This window comes from Microbacterium candidum (assembly GCF_030315975.1).
GTDB lineage: Bacteria > Actinomycetota > Actinomycetes > Actinomycetales > Microbacteriaceae > Microbacterium > Microbacterium candidum.
Window position 1 is genome coordinate 371,893 of sequence record NZ_JASXSZ010000002.1, and the last position, 20,578, is coordinate 392,470.

Below are 20,578 nucleotides of genomic sequence, written 5' to 3' on the forward strand. Positions count from 1 at the left end.
CATTCTGGCAGTGTGTGCCACCTGGCAGTGTATGCCTATCGACGGAGAATGCCAAGACTTTCTGTCACATCGCGCCTATAGTCAGTGCATGACAACGGATGCCGCGGGCCTGCGCGAGCGAAAACGCCTCCGCACGCGACGCGATCTCCAGACCGCCGCGATCCGGCTGATGCGCGAGCAGGGTTACGCCGAGACGACTGTCGAGCAGATCGCGGACGCTGCCGAGGTCTCGCCGCGGACGTTCTTCCGCTACTTCCCGACGAAGGATGCCGTCCTCCTCACCGACCTGCAGGATGACGCGATCGCGCAGATGCTCGCGACGGCTCCCGCCGACCTCGACATCATCGACGCGTACCGCGCGGCGGTGGAGACGGCGTTCCTGTCGCTGACCGACGAGCAGTGGGAGACCGAGCGCGAGCGCATGCGGCTCGTCATCTCGACGCCGGAGCTCGGTGTCACGGCGATGCTCCCGCGCGCGATGCGTCCGCTCACCGATGCGGTCGCGTTCGTCGCTCGCCGCATGTCGCTTCCGGCCGACGATCCGCGGCCGCAGGTGTACGGGGCGATGCTCGTCGCCGCCACAGCCGGGGCCGCGGTCGTCCTGCTGCAGCGATTCGCGACGGAGGATGTGGATCGCGAAGAGCTCTTCGCGGCCGTCGATCTGGGCCTGCAGATCCTGCGCGAGCCGTTCCCGACAGGCCTGCCCGCGTCGCGCGAATGACGTGCGGGGCGGCCCGCGGCATCCATCTTTCAGCCTCGGTTCACCCGCTGTTCGCTCGATTTCACGTCTCGGCGGGACACGCGTAGAGTCTGGCGCATGGAGACCGAGCAGCACACCGATGTCGTTGTCCGTCCGGTTCGCGACGTGGATGCCGAGGCCCTCGGTCGCGTGCACGCGACGTGCTGGCACGAGACCTACGACCACCTCATCAGCAAGGCCGCTCTCGAGGCGGTCTCGCCCAAGCGGCTCGCCGAGCTGTGGACCCACTGGGCCGTCCAGGGCCCCGAATTCACCATGTGCGCGGCTCTCGTCGACGGCGAGATCGTCGGCTTCGTCGGCTCGGGTCCGGCCCGTGACAAGGATGCTCCGCGCGTGCGCGAGCTCTACTTCATCTACCTGCTCGACGCCTACCACGGCACCGGGATCGGCCAGAAGCTGTTCGATGCGGCCGTTCCGGAGGGCGAGGAGAGCTACCTCTGGGTCGCCGACGACAACCCCCGCGCGCACCGCTTCTACGTCCGCAACGGCTTCGCGCTCGACGGCGCGTCGCATACCGAGCCCTTCCTCGGCGAGACGCTGACCGAAGTCCGCTTCGTCCGCTGATCGTCCGCGCGTGCTGACGATCTGGGCGCTGCCCGGCATCCCCGAGATCGCCGCCGGCGCTGACCTCGTCGAGTTGATCGGCGAGGCCGCGGGCGATACCCTCCAGGACGGCGACATCCTCGTCGTCACGTCGAAGATCGTGTCGAAGGCCGAAGGCCGATTCGTGACGGCCGACGACCGCGAGGACGCGATCACCGCGGAGACCGTACGGCTCGTCGCATCCCGCACGTCGGAGACGGGGCATACGACGCGCATCGTCGAGAACCGGCTCGGCATCGTCGCGGCCGCAGCGGGGGTCGATGCGTCGAACACGCCGGACGGCACCGTGCTGCTGCTCCCGGTGGACCCGGACGCCTCGGCCCGCGGCCTCGCCTCGGGTCTGCGAGTGCGGCTCGGCGTGGAGGTCGGCGTCATCGTGTCCGACACGCTCGGGCGCGCGTGGCGCGAGGGCCAGACCGACTCGGCGATCGGCGCGGCGGGCGTGCACGTGTTCGACGATCTGCGCGGGACGGTGGATGCCGAGGGCCGGCCCCTCGTCGTCACCCTGCCGTGCGTGGCCGACGAGCTGGCCGCGGCTACCGACCTCGTGAAGGGCAAGGCCGCCCGGCTGCCGGTCGCCGTCGTGCGCGGGCGCGCGGACCTCGTCGGCCCGCTCGACCTCCCCGGCGCCCGTTCGATCGTGCGCCCCGCGGAGCGCGACATGTTCTCTCGCGGAGCGGACGAGGCGTACGCCGACGGGTTCGCCGCCGGCGCGGCATCCAACGCCTCCACCGCCTGAGCTCACTCCAGCAGCCCCGCCTCAGTCGCGACTCCGCGTGGGCCGCCGACTTGCGGCGAATGGCGGCTATCAAAGCCCGCATAGCCGCCATTCGCCGCAAGTCGATGAATGGAGCCCCGCGCGGCGGGGTGGGGAGCGGGGGATCGGATCAGTCGCTGGGGCGGAGGGTCATCGTGCCGGCGGACATGTCCACGCGGATGATGCTCGACGCGCCCGGCGTCGACCCGAGCTGGTTGTCGAGCCTGCCCGCCGAGACGTTCGAGGTGACGTCGTAGGAGCCCTGCGGCACGGCGAGATCGAGCGAGCCGGCCGAGACGTGCGCGGCCGTGCTGTCCGGCTGACCGCCGCGGATGGCGACCGACATCGATCCCGCCTCGACGGTGAGGTCCGCGCGGACGACTCCCTCGACGTTGATGTCGCCGCTGCCGGCGCTCACCTTCGCATCGAGTCCTGACGCCGTTCCGGCGACACTCGCGGAGCCCGCCTGCACATCGAGACCGACATCGCCGAACTGGCCGTTCACGGTGAGCGAGCCGGCGGCGACGCGCATCGTGGCATCCATTCCCTGCAGAGAGGTCGGCAGGCGCAGCACGGCCTTGTCCGCCATGCCGAAGAGGTTCGGCCAGCCGAACCGGTTGTCGGGCGAGGCGACGACGAGCTTCGAGCCGTCGACGCGGAGCGTCCACGGGCCGCTCGAGACCGACGACTGCACGTCGAGCTCGGCCTTCTCCACGCCGGCGTACTCGACCTGCAGGCCGCCGGCGGCGAGCTGCACGTCGATGCTGTTCACGTTCGAGGCGTCGACCGCGTACGACGTCGTGTGGACCCCGGAGAACGCCGCGCCGATCGCGCTGAAGGTCGCGGTCGAGATGATCACGACGGCGCCGAGGATCATCGCGATGATCGCCATGGCACGCGCCGAGCTCGGCGGTTCGGGGGATGCGGGCGCCGGAGTGACCGGCGGAGGGGTGAGCGTGGTGCTCATCGGAGTTCTCCCGTCTGCGGCTGGCCGCCGCTGTGTGAGATGTGGGCGAGCGCCGCGAGCACGCGGCGGTTGCCGGACTCGTCGGGCTCGAGATCGAGCTTCTGGAAGACCGCGGTGATGTGCTTCTCGACACTGCCCTCGCTGATGTGGAGGGTCTGCGCGATCGCCTGGTTCGATTTGCCCTCCGCGATGAGCGCCAGGACCGTCGACTCGCGGTCGGTGAGCCGCTGCATCCTGTCGTCCCTCGTGCGACGGCCGAGCAGCTGCGCGACGACCTCGGGGTCGAACACCGTCGCGCCGCCGGCGATCTGGGCCACGGTGTCGAGGAAGTCGCCGACGTCGGCGACGCGGTCCTTCAGCAGGTAGCCGAGGGCGCCGCCGCGGCCGGCGATGAGCTCGGTCGCGTAGCGCTCCTCGACGTACTGGGACAGCACGAGCACGGGCAGGTCGGGGTTCGCCGCGCGCAGGCGCAAGGCCGCCCGGATGCCCTCGTCGCTGTGCGTCGGAGGGAGGCGGACGTCGAGGATGCAGAGGTCCGGCTGCTGCGCGCGGACCGCCTCGTCGATGCCCGTCGCGTCGGGCAGAGCCGCGACCACGGTGTGCCCGGCGTCCTCGAGCAGGCGCACGAGGCCTTCGCGCAGGAGGACGGAGTCCTCGCAGATCAGAACGCGCACGGGACGCTCACCTCCACACTCGTCGGTCCGCCGGCCGGGCTCTCGAGGCGGAGCGTGCCGCCGACGCCGAGCACCCGGTTGCCGAGTCCGTCGAGGCCGCCGCCGGGGACCACGACGGCTCCCCCGATGCCGTCGTCCTCGATGCGCGCCCAGACCGTGTTCCCTGGGGCCACGCCCCCGGAGGCTCCGAGCACCGCGCCAGCGGGGCTTGGAGTGGGGGTGGGGACGCGCTGCCGCACGAGCACGCGGCACTCCTTGCCGCGCGAGTGCTTCGCCGCGTTCGTGAGCGCCTCGGCGATCACGAAGTACACGGCGGCCTCGGCATCCGGGCTGCACCGGTGCTCGAGCCGCACGTCGAGACTCACGGGGATCGGCGAGCGCGCCGCGAGGGCCGAGAGGGCCGCATCCAGTCCCCGATCCGTCAGGACGGAGGTGTGGATGCCGCGGGCCAGCTGCCGCAGCTCCGTGATGGCGGCCTTCGTCGAGGTGTGCGCCTCGGCGATGAGCGCCTTCGCCGCCTCGGGATCGCTGTCGATCTTCTGCTGGGCGAGGCCCAGCGTCATCCCGACCGAGACGAGCCGCGGCTGCACGCCGTCGTGGAGGTCGCGCTCGATGCGCGTGCGCTCGACGTCCGCGGCGCGCACCGCGCCGGCGCGCTGCACCTGCGACGTGCGGGCCTGCTCGGCGAGGACCGCCTCACGCGACGGGACGAGGATGACGCGCGCCAGCAGTCCCTGGAGAAGCGCCATGCCGATCATGATCGCGAACCCGAGGACGATCTGGCCGACTCCGACCGGAACCGCCCATGCCGTCGGCACGGTGAGCCCGGTGTCGAACATGTGGATCTCATCGGTCGACGACACGAGCGGGAGGAAGAGGAGCGCGACGCCGGAGGCGATGTTGCGCACCTGCGCGAGGAGGATGAGGCCGAGGATCGTGGACACCGCGGCGCTCGCGACCGCCCGCCACATCGACAGGTCGATGAACTGCAGCCACAGCGTGCGGAGGAAGCCGGTGAATCCGGGGCGCCCGCTCGTGCGCGGCCGGCGGGGCGTCAGCCCGAATCGGTACAGGCCGTCGATGCGGGCCACCTCGAACCAGCCCAGGGCGAACAGGATGTACTCGAACGCGATGAGGAACAGGACGCCGATGCCGAGGATCGGCAGCAGGCCGATGCCGAGCGGCAGGAAGATGCACAGGATCGTGAAGACGGCCGAGCCGATCGCGCCCATCGCGGCCAGCTGCAGGATCGCGCCGACGATGCGGCCGGGCGTCCCGATCCGCGGGCGCGGGGTCTGCGCGGCGGGCGCCGGAGGCGGTGGGGTCGGCGGGGCGGCCAGGGTGTCTGTCATGCCTCCAACGGTAGGCCGCGGCATCCTCTCGCGCCCCTGAGGCAGCCGGACAGTTGTCTTCGGGTTATCCCCCGGGTGCCGGCCCCCGAGCCGGTGGAGGGTTCAGCGGCCGCTCACCTTGCCGAAGAGACGCGCGATCGGCGCGAGGACGAGCGGACGGGCGGCGACCCACGCGATGGCGATGACGACGAGCGAGGCGATGAAGATCCAGAACCCCACCCAGTTGACCTCGTCGGACCCGCCGTACATATGGTTCAGGTTGCGCAGCGCCCCGGTCGCGAGAACGAGGGTGACGTGCACGATGATGAACAGCACGAAGTAGAGCATCACCGGGAAGTGGACCGCGCGGGCCGCCTCGACCGGGTACGCCTTGGACAGGCGCTTCGCGTTCTTCGGCCACACCCCGGACATGCGCACGCCGGTGATCGCGGCGAGCGGTGCGGCGATGAACACGGTCGCGAAGTAGGCGAGCTGCTGCAGCGAGTTGTAGTTGACCCAGCCGTCCTCGGTCGGCCAGTCCAGGGACACGTACTTCAGCGCCGCGGTGATCGCGTTCGGGATGACTTCCCAGCTGGTGGGGATGATCCGCATCCACTGTCCTGTCGCGAGCAGCAGGATGACGAAGATCGCGCCGTTGACCAACCACAGGATGTCGAGCGACTGGTGGAACCACAGGGTGAGGCTGATCTTGCGCTTCGGGTTGGTCTTCGGCGACCAGAACACGGTGGGCCGCTTCTCGCGGCGGACGGTGAGGCCCGTGCGGATGATCAGCACCATGAAGAACACGTTGAAGAAGTGCTGCCACTGCAGCCACGCCGGGAAACCGACCGGGGCGCCCTCGGGCAGCGGGTACTGGCCCGGGTACGTGTGCACGAAGTCGACCATGAACGGCAGGCTGAGGAACCAGCGCACGAACAGCACGGCCATCCCCGCGGCGAACAGCAGCCCCGCGCCCCCGACGATGACAGCCCCCGCCCACTGGAGCTTCGTGAACGGACCGATGCGCTCCGGCTCGGGCGCGGCGATCGGGGTCTTGCGGGTGCGGTCCGCGTTCCACTTCTGGGCCGCCGCACCGGGGAAGACGGTCTGCGGCGACGGCAGCGGGATGGACAGATCACGGGTCACGACCGCTTCGCGCGGTTCGTTGAGCGAGGGAGGAACGACCGAGTCGAAACGCGGTTCCGTCTCGGCAACGACAGGGGCAGTGGATGCGGCAGCCGGCGCGGCAGCGAACGTTTCCGGCGGCCAGGGCTCCCCGCCCTTGACCCGCGGCAGTCCGCGGCGAACCGCGACCGAACCTGCGGCCGCGACGGCGGCGGCAGCCGGCGCGGCGACGGCGGATGCTGCGGCGGGAGAGGCGGCCTGCTGCGTTTCGTCTCGCTGCGCTCGCGGGGCGACCGGGGCTTCTGCCTGCGGCTCGTTGAGCGAGGGAGGAACGACCGAGTCGAAACGCGGTTCCGGTTGAGCGGTGGATGCGGCGGCCACCATGCCGGCGGGCGGCCACGGCTCTCCGCCCTTCACACGAGGCAGACCCCGACGGAGGGCAGATGCCGTTGCGACAGACGACCCCTCGCTCCCCACGCCCACTCCACCCGGCGCTGGCGCGCCGCGCGGAGCCTCCGGGCGCGTGGGCCCTAGCTCGGGGACCGCGGCCTGGGCAACCGAAGCGGGGGCCGCGGCGACGGCGGATGCTGCGTCGGGAGCAGCGGCTTGCGGCGTTTCGCCTCGCTGCGCTCGCGGGGCGACCGGGGCGGTTGCGGCAACACCCCGCGGCTCGTTGAGCGAGGGAGGAACGACCGAGTCGAAACGCGGTTCCGTCGGACCGGTGGATGCTATCGCGACAGCGCCGGCTGGAGGCCACGGCTCTCCGCCCTTCACCCGCGGGAGGCCGCGGCGGAGGGCAGATGCCGTTGCGGCAGACGACCCCTCGCTCCCCACGCCCACTCCACCCGGCGCTGGCGCGCCGCGCGGAGCCTCCGGGCGCGTGGGCCCAAGCTCGGGGACCGCAGCCTGGGCAACCGAAGCGGGGGCCGCTGCGACGGCGGGCGGCGCGTCCGCAACGACGGCTTGCGGCGTTTCGTCTCGCTCCGCTCGCTCAACGAGCGAAGTGGTCGAGGCCTCGCTCTGCGTTTCGTCTCGCTCCGCTCGCTCAACGAGCGAGGTGGTCGAGGCCTCGCTCTGCGTTTCGTCTCGCTCCGCTCGCTCAACGAGCGAGGACTCCCCCGGTCGGTCGTTGAGCGAGGGAGGAACGACCGAGTCGAAACGCGGTGCCCCTTCAGCGACATCGGGAGCAGCAGCATCCACGGGATCCACCGTGACCGGGGCGTCGCCGCCCGCGGGCCACGGCTCGCCGCCGCGGGTGCGCGGCAGGCCGCGCCGGACGCTGCTCCCGAACGTCGCCATGCGGGTTACGCCTTCCGTGCCTGCAGGGCGGCGATCAGCTGCGGGACGACGGTGAACAGGTCGCCCACGACGCCGAAGTCGGCGATGTCGAAGATCGGGGCATCCCCGTCCTTGTTGATCGCGACGATCGTCTTCGCCGTCTGCATGCCCGCCCGGTGCTGGATCGCGCCGGAGATGCCGAGCGCGATGTACAACTGCGGCGACACGGAGACACCGGTCTGGCCGACCTGGTACGAGTAGGGGACGTACCCGGCATCCACCGCGGCACGCGACGCGCCGACCGCTGCCCCGAGGACATCGGCGAGCTGGTCGACGAGCTCGAACTTCTCCTCGGACCCGAGCCCGCGGCCGCCGGAGACGACCTTCGCGGCGCCCCGCAACTCGGGACGGCTCGAGGTCGCCGCGGCCGCCTGCACGTCGGAGACGGATGCCGCGGGCTTGCCCGACGACTCCACCGACAGCTCCTCCACCTCGGGGGTGCGAGCCTCGGCACGCGCGTCGACGGCGCCCTGACGGACCGTGATCACCGGTGCGCCATAGGTCGCCGCGGAGTCGACGTTGTACGCCCCGCCGTAGACGGAGTGCTGCGCGACGACGCCCTCGGCATCGCGCGAGACGCCGACGGCATCGACAGCGAGAGCGGATCGCGTGCGCGCGGCGAATCGGGCCGCGGCCTCCCTGCCTTCGATCGAGTTCGACACCAGCACGGCATCCGGGCGCACCAGCCCGGCGGCGGCGGTCAGCGCGTCCACGACCGGGACCGTCAGCGACGAACCGTCCGTCGTCGCGGTCACGACCTGCGCGGCTCCGAGCTCACCCGCGGCCGCGACGAGGTCTGCGGCGTTCGGCGCAGCGATCAGCGCAACGGGCGTGCCCACCTGAGCGGCCGCACCGAGCAGCCCCGCGGCCGACTTCGCGAGTGCGCCGTCCGGCGCGACATCCACCAGGACGAGGATCGAGTCTTCTGCGTACCCCATGGTCATCCCTCTCAGGCCAGCCGGTTCTGGATGAGGAACTCGGCGAGCTGCTCGCCGGCATCCCCCTCGTCCACGATCTTGACGCCCGCCGCCCTCGGCGGCTTCTCCGAGACCTGGATCATGATCGACCTCGCGGCGGCCGGGTCGTCGGCGTCGATCTCGAGATCACCGAGCGAGAGCGTCTCGAACGGCTTCTTCTTCGCCGCCATGATGCCCTTGAAGTTCGGGAACCGTGCGTCGGGGAGCCGCTCGGTGATCGACACCACGGCCGGAAGCGACGCCTTGACGCGCATCGTGCCGCCATCCGTCGCCCGCTCGCCCGACACGCTGGTGTCCGTGAGCTCCACCGAGTTCAGGTTCGTCGCGTGCGGGAGGTCGAGGATCTCCGCGACCATGGCCGGGATCACACCGCCCACGCCGTCCGTCGAGCCGTTGCCCGCGAGGATCAGGTCGAACCCGGTCCGCTTCGCCGCCGCAGCCAGCACTTCGGCGGTCAGGCCCAGGTCGGCACCCGCGAGACGTTCGTCGACGACCTGCACCGCCGAGGCGGCACCCATCGCGAGCCCCTTGCGCACGGTCGCTGCCGCCGACTCCGGCGACATCGACAGCACCACGACCTCGGTGCCCGCGTGCGCGTCGGCGTAGCTCAGCGCCACCTCGAGTGCCCGCTCGCCGATCTCGTCGAGCACGGTCTCGCTCGCGGCACGATCCGCGAGACCCGTCTCCAGATCCAGCTTGCGGTCACCATAGGTGTCCGGGACTTCCTTGACCAGGACCACGATCCTCATGAGCACTCCTTCGTCGAGACGAGTCTATGGGTAGATGGAAGCAGGGTGAAACCGAGTCTCACTGTACGTGAACCTCAGTCTCACGAGCGATCCGGTCCGGTCGACCCGGCCGCCCGCTCCGACGGTCGACCCTGCCGCGACGGATGACCATGATGGATCCGTGCCCCTTCGTCTCATCGCCCTCACCGGCGGCATCGGCGCGGGCAAGAGCACCGTGGCCCGCATGCTGACCGATCGCGGCGCGCGACTCATCGACGCCGACGAACTGGCGCGTCGTGTGGTCGACCCGGCCGACGATCGGGGTCGCGCCGTGCTCGCGGCCATCGCGGCTCGATTCGGCGACGACCTCATCGCCCCCGATGGGACGCTCGACCGGGCCCGCACAGCCGACCGCGTCTTCTCGGACCCGGATGCGCGCGCGGCCTACAACGCGATCGTGCATCCCGCGCTGCGGAAGGCGACGGTCGACGCGATCGAGACGCTGCGCACGGCGCAGGACGACGGGGTCGTCGCGCACGAGATCCCGCTGCTCACGGCCGACACCGGCTCCCTGCCGTGGACGTACGACCTCGTCGTCACGGTCGAGGCTGCCGCGGAGGTGCGAGCCGATCGCCTGGTGTCCGGACGCGGATACTCGCCGGAGCACGCGTGGGCGCGCATCGTCGCGCAAGGAGACGAGACGGCCCGCATCGCGATCGCCGACGTCGTGCTGCGCACCGACGGTGACCGCGCGGACACCGCGCGATCGGTCACGGAGCTGTGGAGCCGCCTTCACTCCGTCACCGGGTGACACCGTCGGAGGCGTGCACGATCCGCTCGAGCGCGGACTCCACGTCATCGCGCGCGTAGCCGAGGAGTGCGGTGTCGGCCGCATCCGGCTCGTAGGCGATCACGCGTCCGCGGCCCTGCACGATGAACCGGTCCGGCTGGAACGGCTGCTCGGCATCCCGCTCGACGATGACCTCGTCCGACCCTGCGACGTCGGCGATCAGCTGGAAGTACGCGCGATATGTCAGGTTCGCGTCGCCGACGAGGTACGCCCGGCCGCCCTCGCCGTTCGCCAGAGCCCCCGCGACGGCCTGCGCCAGCGATCGCGCGGACATGTAGTTCGTCCCGCCCGGAGGGGCGAACACCTCCGGTGCGTCGAGCTCGCCCCGCACCCACGAGATCATGCGGCCCCAGCCACGGAGCGATCGACCGGGCACGGCCCCGACGATCGACGGCGGGTTCACGGTGATCGCAGCGAACCCGTCATCGCTCAGCGCGCGCGTGCGCTCGTCGGCGGCTTTGCGAGCCGCGACGTACGGGATCGATTCGGCCCATTCCGGGTGCAGCTGGTGGTAGTAGCTGCCGATCTGCACGAACCGGCCGACCCCTGCGCGTCGCGCCGCCTCAGCGAACCGCGGGACGCCCACGCCCTGCGTGCGGTCCCAGAATGCGGTCTCGTCGACATCGGCCGGGATGTGCCGGATGTCGGCGCCCGCCGCGAAGACGACGGCGTCGAACCCGTCGAGGGATACCGCATCCAGGTCGTCCTCGGCGTAGTCGCCGACGAGCCGCGGCATGCCGGCGACGCCCGGCGGGTCGGATTCGCCTGCAGGTCGCCTGGCCATGATCGTGACGGCATCGCCCCGCTCGGCGAGATGCTCCGCGACAGTGCTTCCGATGAGGCCGGTTCCGCCGACCACCAGCACGCGATCGCTCATGCGAACTCCACATGACCGGCGTCGATGACGACGGTCTCGTCGCGGCGGACGTCGAAGTCGCCGTCGCTCCACGAACGGATCTCGAGCCGATCGCCCGGCACCACCGGACCGCTGAAGCGCCCCGCCAGCCGGGTGAGGTCGGCGGGATGCGCGCCGGCGGCGTCGGCGAGGGGGATGGTCGCGGCCCCCAGCGTGCACAGCCCCTGCAGGATCGGGCGGGGCTGGCCGATGCGGGCGGATGCCTCCGGATCGATGTGGATGTGATGGCGGTCGCCGGTCAGCCGGTAGAGCGCGGCCTGGTTCTCCGCGGTCTCGAGCGTCAGCATCCGCGGCTCGCCACGCTCGGCCGTCGCGGCCTTCCCCGGCCCTCGGTCGCCGCCGAACCCGCCGGAGCCGGGTGCGAAGATCGACCACGTGGCGGCGAATTGACGGCACTCGACGACGACCTCGAAGACCGCGGCGGAGCCCTTGTCCCACACCGCCCCGACGCGTGCGGACAGCGTCAGCTCGCCCGAGCGCGGCAGCGGCTCGTGCACCTCGAGCGTCTGCGATCCGTGCACCGAACGGGCGTCGAAGGCGCCGGCCTCGGCGAGGATGTCCGGCGCCCACTGCGCGAGGGTCAGACCGAAGGTGGGCAGCACGCGCAGCCGGTCCTCGAAGACGAGGTCGAGCCGGCCGGGTCTCGCCCCGACCGCGAGCGCGTAGAGGATCGCGTCGCGCTCGGTGTACGCGACGGTCCGCTCGCCGAGCGCGCGGCCCGCCCAGGCGCCCGCGGAGACGGGGATCCCGCTCATGCGCCGTACACCGGCTCGGGCGTCGCCGACGCGGCGAGGAGCTCGCGCAGCTTCGGCCCGGCCTCGGCGGCGTCCCACCTGCGCCCGAGGTCGAGCGCCGGCCCGTGCCGCCACCCCTCCTCGACGGTCACCTGGCCGCCCTCGATCTCGATGACGCGGCCGGTGACTCCGGCGGACTCCGCGCTCGCGAGCCACGCGACGATCGGGGAGACGTTCGCCGGATCCATCCGGTCGAATCCGGTCTCGGGCGCGGCCATCGCCTCGGCGAAGGCGCCCTCCGTCATGCGGGTGCGGGCCGACGGCGCGATGGCGTTGACGGCCACCCCGTAACGGGCGAGCTCGTGCGCGGCGACGAGCGTGAGAGATGCGATGCCGCCCTTGGCCGCGGAGTATGCAGCCTGACCGACGCTGCCCTGGAGGCCCGCGCCGGACGACGTGTTGATGACGCGCGCGTCGGGGGTGCGCCCCTCCTTCGCCTCGGCGCGCCAGTACGCGCTCGCGTGCCGGAGCGGCGCGAAGTGACCCTTCAGGTGGACGCGGATGACGGCATCCCACTCGTCCTCCTCCGCGTTCACGAGCATGCGATCGCGCACGAAACCGGCGTTGTTGACGAGGACGTCGAGCCGCCCGAACGTCTCGATCGCCTGGTCGACGAGCGTCTTCGCCTGCGCGAAGTCGGCGATGTCGGCGCCGTTGGCGACCGCCTCCCCGCCGAAGCCGCGGATGATGTCGACGACATCCTGCGCGGGTCCGGTCGAGATGCCGTCGCCGCTCAGCGTGGTGCCGAGGTCGTTGACGACGACCTTCGCGCCCTGTCGGGCGAGCTCCAGCGCATGCTCGCGCCCCAGTCCCCGGCCGGCGCCCGTCACGATCGCGACGCGGCCTTCACAGATTCCCGCCAAAGCTCTCTCCCTCGAGTCCGTGGTCCCAGTCTGGGCGCTCATGCGCCGCGCTTCCCACCGTACCAAGCAACTGTTAGTTTGGTGCACGATCCACGGAACTCGCAAGGAGGCGAGGATGGCGACGCACGAACCGACAGACCACCCAGGCGCGGGGGCATCCGCTCCTCTCACGGTCGTGACGGGGGCGAGCACCGGCATCGGCCGCGCCGTCGCCCTCCGCCAGGCGAGGGCCGGCGACCGCGTACGCGCGATCGTGCGGGACCCGGCCGCCTGCGGCCGGCTGCGCGATGAGGCCGCCACGGAGGGGCTCGACCTGACCCTCGTCGCCGCGGACCTCACGGATGAGGGCGCCTCGGCGGCGGCCTTCGCCGGCATCCTCTCCGCGGACGGCCCGGTGGACCGCCTCGTCTGCAACGCGGGACGCTTCGTCGGCGCACCCCTTGAAGACCTCGCCCTCGACGAGATCCGCGCGGTCTTCGAGATCAACTACTTCGGCGCCCTGCGGGCGATCCAGGCGGTCCTCCCCGGGATGCGCGCCCGCCGGCGCGGGACGATCGTCGCGCTCAGCTCGCAGTCCGCCCCGGTGGTGCTGCCGACGTGGTCGGCGTACTCGGCATCCAAGCGCGCACTCGAAGCGAGCCTCGAAGCCCTCGCGATGGAGACGGCCGAGCTCGGCATCCGCGTCGCGATCGTGCAGCCCGGCAGCACGCGCACGGCCATGCGGGAGAAGATCACGCCGCGCCTCACGATCCCGGACTACGACGCGATGCAGGCGCGGTATCGCGCCGCGGTGGAGGCGGATCGCGAGACCGGGATGGTGCCGGACGACGTCGCCACGGTCGTGGCATCCGTGCTGGACGATCCGGACGCGCCCCTGCGCACGGCCGTCGGCGTCGACGCGCACCGCAACCTCGCGCGGCGCCGCAGCCTCGACGATGCGGCGTGGGTGCGGATGTTCGCCTCGGGGTCGACCGAGGACGTGCGGGACCGCTGGCTGCGGAGTGGATGACGAACCAACCAAGCAGATGCTAGGGTGAACCAAGCAAACGTTAGGTAAAGGAGCTTCGCATGACCGTGAGCTCGTCGATGCACCACAAGGGCGTGCGCGTCGTCACGATGGACTACCCGCCGGTCAACGCACTGCCGGTCGCCGGCTGGTACGCCGTCGCGGACGCCATGCTGGACGCGACGCGCGACCCCGAGACCAGGGTCGTGGTGCTGCGCGCGGAGGGCCGCGGCTTCAACGCCGGCGTCGACATCAAGGAGATGCAGAACTCCACCGGGTTCGACGCCCTCATCGGCGCGAACCGCGGCTGCTTCGCCGCCTTCAAGGCCATCTACGAGTGCGCCGTGCCCGTGATCTCCGCCGTGAACGGCTTCTGCCTCGGCGGCGGGGTCGGCCTCGTCGGCAACAGCGACGTCATCGTCGCCTCCGACGATGCGTACTTCGGCGTGCCGGAGGTCGACCGAGGGGCGCTTGGAGCCGCGACGCACCTCGCCCGCCTCGTGCCGCAGCACCTCATGCGGACCCTCTACTACACGAGCACGACGGTGCCGGCGACACGTCTGGCCGAGCTCGGCACAGTGCACCGCGTCGTCCCGCGCGCCGAGCTCGATGACGTCGCGCTCGCGGTCGCCGACGAGGTCGCCGCGAAGGACCCGCGCGTCATCCGCGCCGCGAAGGAGGCGCTCAACGGCATCGACCCGATCGATGTCAACCGCAGCTACCGGTTCGAGCAGGGCTTCACGTTCGAGCTCAACCTGGCCGGGGTCGCCGACGAGCACCGCGACGCGTTCGTCGAGACCGGCGGCAACCTCGACACCTGACCCCGACATGACGGACAAGCTCATCTCCTCCGCCGCGGTGGAGGAACTCCTCCGCGACGGGATGACCATCGGCATCGGCGGGTGGGGCTCCCGGCGCAAGCCGATGTCGCTCGTGCGCGCCGTCGTGCGCTCCGGGGTGCAGGACCTTACGGTGGTGAGCTTCGGCGGGCCGGATGTCGGCATCCTGTGCGCGACCGGACAGGCCGCCCGTGTGATCCACGGATTCGTGTCGCTCGACACGATCGCGATCGATCCGCACTTCGCCGCCCGCCGACAGGCGGGCACGGTGGAGAACGTCGAGTACGACGAGGCGATGCTCGTCGCCGGCCTTCGGGCCGCGGGCCGGCGGCTGCCGTTCGAGGCGATCCGCAGTGGTCTCGGCTCCGACGCCGTGACCCGCAACCCGCGCCTGCGGACGGTCCGCTCGCCGTACGACGACGGCGAGGAACTGCTGGCGATGCCTGCCGTGCCGCTCGACCTCGCGCTCCTGCACCTCGACCGGGCCGACGAGAGCGGCAACGCGCAGTGTCTCGGCACGGACCCCTACTTCGATGACCTCTTCGCGCTCGCCGCCGAACGCACGGTCGTCAGCGCCGAGGAGATCGTGCCGGCCGGAGCGTTCGCCGACGCCGTCCCGTCCTCGCTGCTGCTGAACCGCACGATGGTCGACCACGTCGTGGCCGCACCGGGCGGTGCGCATTTCACGGCGTGCTCCCCCGGGTATCCGCGGGATGAGGAGTTCCAGCGCCGGTATGCGGCATCCGCCGCCGATCCGGCTGCCTGGCGCGACTTCTACGACCGCTTCGTCGCAGTGACCGACGACGAGTATCGCGCGGCGATCGAGGGGATCGAGCGATGACGGCGGATGCGACGCGCGCCGAGGTCGCGATCGCCGCGTGCAGCGATCTCTTCCGCGGCGACGGCGAGATCCTTGCGAGCCCGACAGGGACCATCGCCGCCATCGGTGCGCGCCTGGCCCGGCTGACGCACGCGCCGCAGCTGCTGCTGAGCGACGGCGAGGCCACCCTCTACGCGGACACCCCTGCGATCGACGAGCCGTTCCGCGTCCCCGAGGGGTCACTGCCGTACCGGGCGCTGTTCGACCTCATGGCGCGCGGCCAACGGCACGTCGTCATGGGCGCCGCGCAGCTCGACCGGTACGGCAACCAGAACCTGTCGGCCATCGGCGACCGCGATCGGCCGACCAGGCAGCTCCTCGGCGCGCGGGCCGCATCCACCAACACGCTCAACCACACGACGAGCTACTGGATCGCCCGGCACTCGACGCGCGTCTTCGTCGAGAGCGTCGACGTCGTCACGGGCCTCGGCCGCGCGCGGGCGGAAGCGCTCGGCGCGGCCGGACGATTCCACGACGTGCGCCGCATCGTGACGAACCTCGCCGTCCTCGACCTGTCCGGCCCGGGTGGGACGATGGCCGTGGCGAGCATCCATCCGGGTGTCAGCGCTTCCGACGTCCAGTCGGCCACCGGATTCGACCTGGACATCCCGGCCGGCATCCCCACCACCCGGATCCCCACCGACGAGGAGCTGCACCTGATCCGCACGCTGCTCGACCCGCGCGCCCGACGCGAGAAAGAGGTGCCGTCGTCATGACCACCCCGCCGATGCTCCGCACGCCGCTCACCGAGCTGACCGGCGTCGACCACCCCATCGTCCAGACCGGCATGGGCTGGGTCGCCGGCCCCCGGCTCGTCACCGCGACCGCGAAGGCCGGGGCGCTCGGCATCCTCGCCTCCGCCACGATGACGCTCGACGAGCTCGAGAAGGCGATCATCGAGGTGAAGTCGCGCACGGACCGCCCGTTCGGCGTCAACCTCCGCGCCGACGCCGGCGATGCGGTGGCCCGCGCCGACCTCCTCATCCGGCACGACGTCAAGGTCGCGTCCTTCGCGCTCGCCCCGAAGCAGGAGCTCATCGCGAAGCTCAAGGAGCACGACATCGTCGTGATCCCGTCGATCGGCGCCGCCCGGCACGCGGAGAAGGTGGCCGCGTGGGGAGCCGACGCCGTCATGATCCAGGGCGGCGAGGGCGGCGGCCATACCGGCGCTGTTCCGACGACGCTGCTGCTTCCCTCGGTCGTCTCGGCCGTTGACATCCCCGTCATCGCCGCGGGCGGTTTCTTCGACGGGCGCGGGCTCGCCGCCGCCCTCTCGTACGGCGCCGTGGGCATCGGCATGGGTACCCGGTTCCTCCTCACGAGCGACAGCGCCGTCCCGGAGCAGATCAAGCAGCGCTACCTCGGCTTCGGCCTCGACGGCACGGTCGTGACGACGCGCGCCGACGGGATGCCGCACCGGCTCCTGCGCACCGAGTACGTCGAGCAGCTGGAGCACACGGGGCGCGTGCGCACCCTCATCCCGAACCTGCGGCGCGCCCTCGAATTCCGCAAGATGAGCGGGCTGAGCTGGCCGGCCTACCTCAAGGACGGCCTCGCGATGCGCAAGGCGTCCGGCCGCACGCTCGCGCAGATGAGCCAGGCGGCGAACACACCGATCCTGCTCAAGGCCGGACTTGTGGAGGGCGATACCAAAGCCGGGATGCTGGCCTCCGGCCAGGTCGTCGGAGTGATCGACGACCTCCCGAGCTGCGAGGAGCTCGTCGACCGCATCGTGCGCCAGGCCGTCGAGCGCCTGGATGCGGCGTCCGCCGCCGTCATCCGCTGACGCACCGGCTGGGCTCGCTCACAGACGTTGACTTGCCTTAGAAGTACGCGACACGCCTGGCGTGTCGTACTTCTAGGGCAAGTCAACGGTCGGTGGGCGGCTGCGGCGGAATGCGGTGCGCCCATATGCGGAAGGGCCAACCCGCGGCCCGACCGGCCATTCGTCGTGTGCGGCTCCTACAGCCGCTCGATGATCGTCACGTTGGCGACGCCGCCGCCCTCGCACATCGTCTGCAGGCCGTAGCGGCCGCCGGTGCGCTCGAGTTCGTTGAGCAGCGTCGTCATGAGCCGGGTGCCGGTGGCGCCGATCGGGTGCCCGAGGGCGATGCCGCCGCCGTTGACGTTGACCTTCGCGTGGTCGGCGCCGGTCTCCTTCATCCACGCGAGGACGACGGAGGCGAACGCCTCGTTCACCTCGAAGAGGTCGATGTCGTCGATCGTCATGCCGGCGCGCTCGAGGGCGTAGGCCGTCGCGGGGATGGGGGCCGTCAGCATCCAGACCGGGTCCGCGGCGCGCACCGAGATGTGGTGGATGCGCGCGCGAGGCGTGAGACCGTGGTCGGCGACCGCCCGCTCGGAGGCGACGAGCACGGCGCTCGAGGCGTCGGAGATCTGCGAGGCGACGGCAGCGGTGATGCGCCCGCCCTCGACGAGCGTCGCGAGTGCGGCCATCTTCTCGAGCGAGGTGTCGCGGCGCGGGCCCTGGTCGACCGAGAGCCCGGCGAGCGGGGCGATCTGCGACGTGAAGCGCCCCTCGTCGGTCGCCGTGATCGCGCGGCGGTGGCTCTCGTAGGCGAAGGCCTCCATCTCCTCACGGGAGATGTCCCAGTGCTCGGCGATCATCTCGGCCGCGCGGAACTGGGAGACCTCCTGGTCGCCGTAGCGCGCCTGCCACCCCTCCGACTCCGCGAACGGCGTCGTGAAGCCGAACTGTGCGCCCACGTTCATCGCCGACGAGATGGGGATGGCCGACATGTTCTGCAGGCCGCCGGCGACGACCAGGTCGTTCGTGCCGCTCATGACGGCCTGGGCCGCGAAGTGCACCGACTGCTGGCTCGACCCGCACTGGCGGTCGATGGTGACGCCGGGCACGTGCTCGGGAAGGCCCGCTGCCAGCCACGCGGTGCGGGCGACATTGCCGGCCTGCGATCCGATCGTGTCGGTGCAGCCCATGATGACGTCGTCGACGGCGGCGGGATCGATGCCGGTGCGCTCCACGAGCGACCGGATGGCGTGCGCGCCGAGATCGGCGGAGTGGATGCCGGCGAGCGCGCCGCCGCGCTTGCCCACGGGACTGCGGACGGCATCGACGATGTAGGCGGTGGTCATGCGAGCTCCTTTCAGGAGTGCGTTCAGGCGTGCTGGCTGCTGACGGCGACGACCTCGCCGGTCATGTACGACGAGTAGGCGCTGGCGAGGAAGACCATGACGTTGGCGACCTCCCACGGTTCGGCGGCGCGGCCGAACGCCTCGCGGCTCTTGAGCTCCTCGAGGAGCTCGGGGCTCGTGACCTTCTCGAGGAAGGGATGCATCGCGAGGCTCGGCGAGACGGCGTTGACGCGGATGCCGTGCGGCGCGAGGTCCTTCGCCGCCGACCGGGTGAGGGCCATCACACCCGCCTTCGCCGCCGCGTAGTGGGCCTGGCCCTCCTGCGCGCGCCACCCGATGACGGACGCGTTGTTGACGATGACGCCGGGGTGCCCGGCATCCACCATCCGGCGTCCCGCCGCGCGGATGCAGCGGAACGTGCCGGTCAGTGTCACGTCGATGACCTTCCCCCACTGCTCGTCGGGCATCTCGAGGATCGAGGCGGTGCCGCCGAGGCCGGCGTTGTTGATCATGACGTCGATCGGACCGCCCTCCTCCCCGACGTCGAGCAGAGCCGCGACCTGCTCCTCGACCGTCACGTCGCACACGGCCGCGCGCACGCGGTCGGCGCCGAAGCGCTCGGCGAGCTCGGCGCGGCTCTGCTCGAGCCGGCCGGCGTGCGTGTCGCCGATGACGACGAGCGCGGCCCCCTCCTCGAGGCAGCGGACGGCCGCGGCGCTGCCGATGCCGGCTCCTGCAGCCGCGGTGATGACGATCCGCAGCCCGTCGAGGAGGCCGTGGCCGGCCACGTAGGCGGGGGCGGTGGATGCGGAGTTCGATGCGGTGCTCGACGTGGTGGTCATGAACGGGCCTCCCGGGGCAGGCCGAGCACGCGCTCGGCGATGACATTGCGCTGGATCTCGTCGGAGCCGCCGTAGATCGTGTCGGCCCGGCTGAAGAGGAAGAGGGACTGCAGGTCGTCGAGCTCGTACGGCTCCCCGACCGTGAGACCCGAGGGGCCGGCCGCATCCATCGCCAGCTCGCCCAGCGAGCGATGCCACTGCGACCAGAGGAGCTTCGCGACCGAGGCGTCGTATCCCTGGTCGCCGCCGAGCGTGCGCAGCGCGTGCAGGCGGATGACCTCGAGATCCATGTGCGCCCGGGTGATGCGGTCGCGCAATGCGGGGTCGTCGATGCGCCCGGTCTCACGCGCCTTCTCGATCACGCGGTCGAGCTCGCGGCGGAACCCGATCTGCTGCGCGAGCGTCGACACCCCTCGCTCGAAGCCGAGCGTGCCCATGGCGACCTTCCAGCCGCCGCCGATCTCGCCGACGACGAGATCCGCGTCGGTCGCCGCGCCGTCGAAGAACACCTCGTTGAACTCGCTCGTGCCGGTCAGCTGCAGGATGGGGCGCACGTCGACGCCTGCCTGGTCGAGCGGTACGAGCAGATACGACAGGCCGTCGTGGCGGCGAGCGCCCTCGCCGGTGCGCGCGACGACGAAGCACCACTGCGCGTGCTGGGCGAGCGAGGTCCACACCTTCTGCCCGTCGATGATCCAGCGCCCGTTCTGCAGACGCGCGCGCGTCGACACGGCGGCGAGGTCGGATCCGGCTCCCGGCTCGGAGTAGCCCTGGGCCCACAGCTCTTCGACCGCGACGATCTTCGGCAGGAACCGGGCCTGCTGCTCGGGCGTGCCGAAGGCGATGAGGGTCGGACCGAGGAGCTCTTCGCCGAGGTGGTTCACCCGGGCGGGCGCGCCCGAGCGCGCGTACTCCTCGTGGAAGATCACCTGCTGGGCGATGCTGAGCCCGCGGCCGCCGTGCTCGACGGGCCACGCGACGCACGTCCAGCCGGCGGCCGCCATGTGCCGGTTCCACCCGAGGCGCTCTTCGAAGGCCTCGTGCTCGCGCCCGGAACCGCCGAGGCCGCGGAGCGCGGCGAAGCGGCCGGTCAGGTTCTCCGTCAGCCACCCGCGGATCTCCGCGCGGAAGGCCTCGTCCTCCGCGGAGTAGGTCATGTCCACGTCATCGTCTCCTCGCCGTGCCGCCCTTGGTCATCGACTCTGCTTCTCGTA

General features: G+C 71.4%; 21 protein-coding genes. 9 read left to right on the top strand and 12 right to left on the bottom strand.

Translation table 11 applies throughout. The annotated features are described in order from the left end of the window. The first annotated feature begins 88 nt into the window (after positions 1 to 88). From QSV35_RS08100 to cofE, 3 genes are all read left to right on the top strand, one after another. Positions 89 to 721: a TetR family transcriptional regulator gene (locus tag QSV35_RS08100; protein ID WP_286288154.1), complete on the top strand. Its 633-nt coding sequence runs from the start codon at positions 89 to 91 to the stop codon at positions 719 to 721. A 96-nt stretch (positions 722 to 817) separates the two neighbouring features. After that, the gene (locus QSV35_RS08105; protein ID WP_286288155.1) at positions 818 to 1,324 is read left to right on the top strand and encodes a GNAT family N-acetyltransferase; all 507 of its coding nucleotides are present in this window, start codon (positions 818 to 820) and stop codon (positions 1,322 to 1,324) included. Positions 1,325 to 1,334: 10 nt separating this feature from the next. Next, a complete protein-coding gene (gene cofE, locus QSV35_RS08110) occupies positions 1,335 to 2,102 on the top strand; it encodes a coenzyme F420-0:L-glutamate ligase (protein WP_286288156.1) in 768 nt (255 codons plus the stop codon). Between the two features lie 148 nt (positions 2,103 to 2,250). On the opposite strand, the gene QSV35_RS08115 is transcribed toward cofE, so the two are convergent. From QSV35_RS08115 to QSV35_RS08140, 6 genes are all read right to left on the bottom strand, one after another. Further along, a complete protein-coding gene (locus QSV35_RS08115) occupies positions 2,251 to 3,087 on the bottom strand; it encodes a DUF4097 family beta strand repeat-containing protein (protein ID WP_286288157.1) in 837 nt (278 codons plus the stop codon). Then, positions 3,084 to 3,761: a response regulator gene (locus QSV35_RS08120; protein WP_286288158.1), complete on the bottom strand. Its 678-nt coding sequence runs from the start codon at positions 3,759 to 3,761 to the stop codon at positions 3,084 to 3,086. Before QSV35_RS08120 ends, QSV35_RS08115 begins: the two co-directional genes overlap by 4 nt. Next, the gene (locus tag QSV35_RS08125; protein WP_286288159.1) at positions 3,749 to 5,113 is read right to left on the bottom strand and encodes a sensor histidine kinase; all 1,365 of its coding nucleotides are present in this window, start codon (positions 5,111 to 5,113) and stop codon (positions 3,749 to 3,751) included. The genes QSV35_RS08120 and QSV35_RS08125 overlap by 13 nt, the downstream gene beginning before the upstream one ends. A 102-nt stretch (positions 5,114 to 5,215) precedes the next feature. Further along, complete coding sequence (locus tag QSV35_RS08130; RefSeq protein ID WP_286288160.1) at positions 5,216 to 6,634, bottom strand: cytochrome b/b6 domain-containing protein; 1,419 nt, start codon at positions 6,632 to 6,634, stop codon at positions 5,216 to 5,218. 887 nt (positions 6,635 to 7,521) lie between these two features. Next, on the bottom strand, positions 7,522 to 8,493 hold the full coding sequence (locus tag QSV35_RS08135) for an electron transfer flavoprotein subunit alpha/FixB family protein (protein WP_286288161.1): 972 nt from the start codon (positions 8,491 to 8,493) through the stop codon (positions 7,522 to 7,524). 11 nt (positions 8,494 to 8,504) lie between these two features. After that, on the bottom strand, positions 8,505 to 9,281 hold the full coding sequence (locus QSV35_RS08140; protein ID WP_286288162.1) for an electron transfer flavoprotein subunit beta/FixA family protein: 777 nt from the start codon (positions 9,279 to 9,281) through the stop codon (positions 8,505 to 8,507). 160 nt (positions 9,282 to 9,441) lie between these two features. Here QSV35_RS08140 and coaE point away from each other — a divergent pair, with 160 nt between their 5' ends. Beyond that, positions 9,442 to 10,071, top strand: a complete 630-nt coding sequence (gene coaE, locus QSV35_RS08145) for a dephospho-CoA kinase (protein ID WP_286288163.1) — start codon at positions 9,442 to 9,444, stop codon at positions 10,069 to 10,071. Here coaE and QSV35_RS08150 read toward each other — a convergent pair. The 3 genes from QSV35_RS08150 to QSV35_RS08160 are packed head-to-tail and all read right to left on the bottom strand — an operon-like array spanning position 10,061 to position 12,683. Continuing rightward, positions 10,061 to 10,987 (bottom strand): NAD-dependent epimerase/dehydratase family protein, encoded by a 927-nt coding sequence (locus QSV35_RS08150; RefSeq protein ID WP_286288164.1) that lies wholly within the window; start codon positions 10,985 to 10,987, stop codon positions 10,061 to 10,063. The two genes, coaE and QSV35_RS08150, sit on opposite strands and share 11 nt — an antisense overlap. Further along, positions 10,984 to 11,781, bottom strand: coding sequence for a MaoC/PaaZ C-terminal domain-containing protein (locus QSV35_RS08155; protein ID WP_286288165.1), 798 nt, complete (start codon positions 11,779 to 11,781; stop codon positions 10,984 to 10,986). Before QSV35_RS08155 ends, QSV35_RS08150 begins: the two co-directional genes overlap by 4 nt. Continuing rightward, the gene (locus QSV35_RS08160; protein ID WP_286288166.1) at positions 11,778 to 12,683 is read right to left on the bottom strand and encodes an SDR family oxidoreductase; all 906 of its coding nucleotides are present in this window, start codon (positions 12,681 to 12,683) and stop codon (positions 11,778 to 11,780) included. The genes QSV35_RS08155 and QSV35_RS08160 overlap by 4 nt, the downstream gene beginning before the upstream one ends. Before the next feature lie 115 nt (positions 12,684 to 12,798). Here QSV35_RS08160 and QSV35_RS08165 point away from each other — a divergent pair, with 115 nt between their 5' ends. The 5 genes from QSV35_RS08165 to QSV35_RS08185 are packed head-to-tail and all read left to right on the top strand — an operon-like array spanning position 12,799 to position 17,194. Beyond that, complete coding sequence (locus tag QSV35_RS08165) at positions 12,799 to 13,692, top strand: SDR family NAD(P)-dependent oxidoreductase (protein ID WP_286288167.1); 894 nt, start codon at positions 12,799 to 12,801, stop codon at positions 13,690 to 13,692. Positions 13,693 to 13,751: 59 nt separating this feature from the next. Further along, entirely contained in the window at positions 13,752 to 14,510 is a 759-nt protein-coding gene (locus QSV35_RS08170) for an enoyl-CoA hydratase family protein (protein WP_286288168.1), read from the top strand. 7 nt (positions 14,511 to 14,517) lie between these two features. Further along, entirely contained in the window at positions 14,518 to 15,369 is an 852-nt protein-coding gene (locus QSV35_RS08175; protein WP_286288169.1) for a CoA transferase subunit A, read from the top strand. After that, complete coding sequence (locus tag QSV35_RS08180) at positions 15,366 to 16,124, top strand: CoA-transferase subunit beta (RefSeq protein WP_286288170.1); 759 nt, start codon at positions 15,366 to 15,368, stop codon at positions 16,122 to 16,124. The genes QSV35_RS08175 and QSV35_RS08180 overlap by 4 nt, the downstream gene beginning before the upstream one ends. After that, positions 16,121 to 17,194, top strand: coding sequence for an NAD(P)H-dependent flavin oxidoreductase (locus tag QSV35_RS08185; protein WP_286288172.1), 1,074 nt, complete (start codon positions 16,121 to 16,123; stop codon positions 17,192 to 17,194). Before QSV35_RS08180 ends, QSV35_RS08185 begins: the two co-directional genes overlap by 4 nt. A gap of 176 nt (positions 17,195 to 17,370) precedes the next feature. Here the strand turns inward: QSV35_RS08185 and QSV35_RS08190 are convergent, their stop codons facing one another. The 3 genes from QSV35_RS08190 to QSV35_RS08200 are packed head-to-tail and all read right to left on the bottom strand — an operon-like array spanning position 17,371 to position 20,521. Then, positions 17,371 to 18,522 (bottom strand): acetyl-CoA C-acetyltransferase, encoded by a 1,152-nt coding sequence (locus QSV35_RS08190; RefSeq protein ID WP_286288173.1) that lies wholly within the window; start codon positions 18,520 to 18,522, stop codon positions 17,371 to 17,373. A gap of 23 nt (positions 18,523 to 18,545) precedes the next feature. Continuing rightward, positions 18,546 to 19,364, bottom strand: a complete 819-nt coding sequence (locus QSV35_RS08195) for an SDR family oxidoreductase (RefSeq protein WP_286288174.1) — start codon at positions 19,362 to 19,364, stop codon at positions 18,546 to 18,548. Beyond that, positions 19,361 to 20,521, bottom strand: a complete 1,161-nt coding sequence (locus tag QSV35_RS08200; RefSeq protein ID WP_286288472.1) for an acyl-CoA dehydrogenase family protein — start codon at positions 20,519 to 20,521, stop codon at positions 19,361 to 19,363. Before QSV35_RS08200 ends, QSV35_RS08195 begins: the two co-directional genes overlap by 4 nt. Positions 20,522 to 20,578 lie beyond the last annotated feature (57 nt).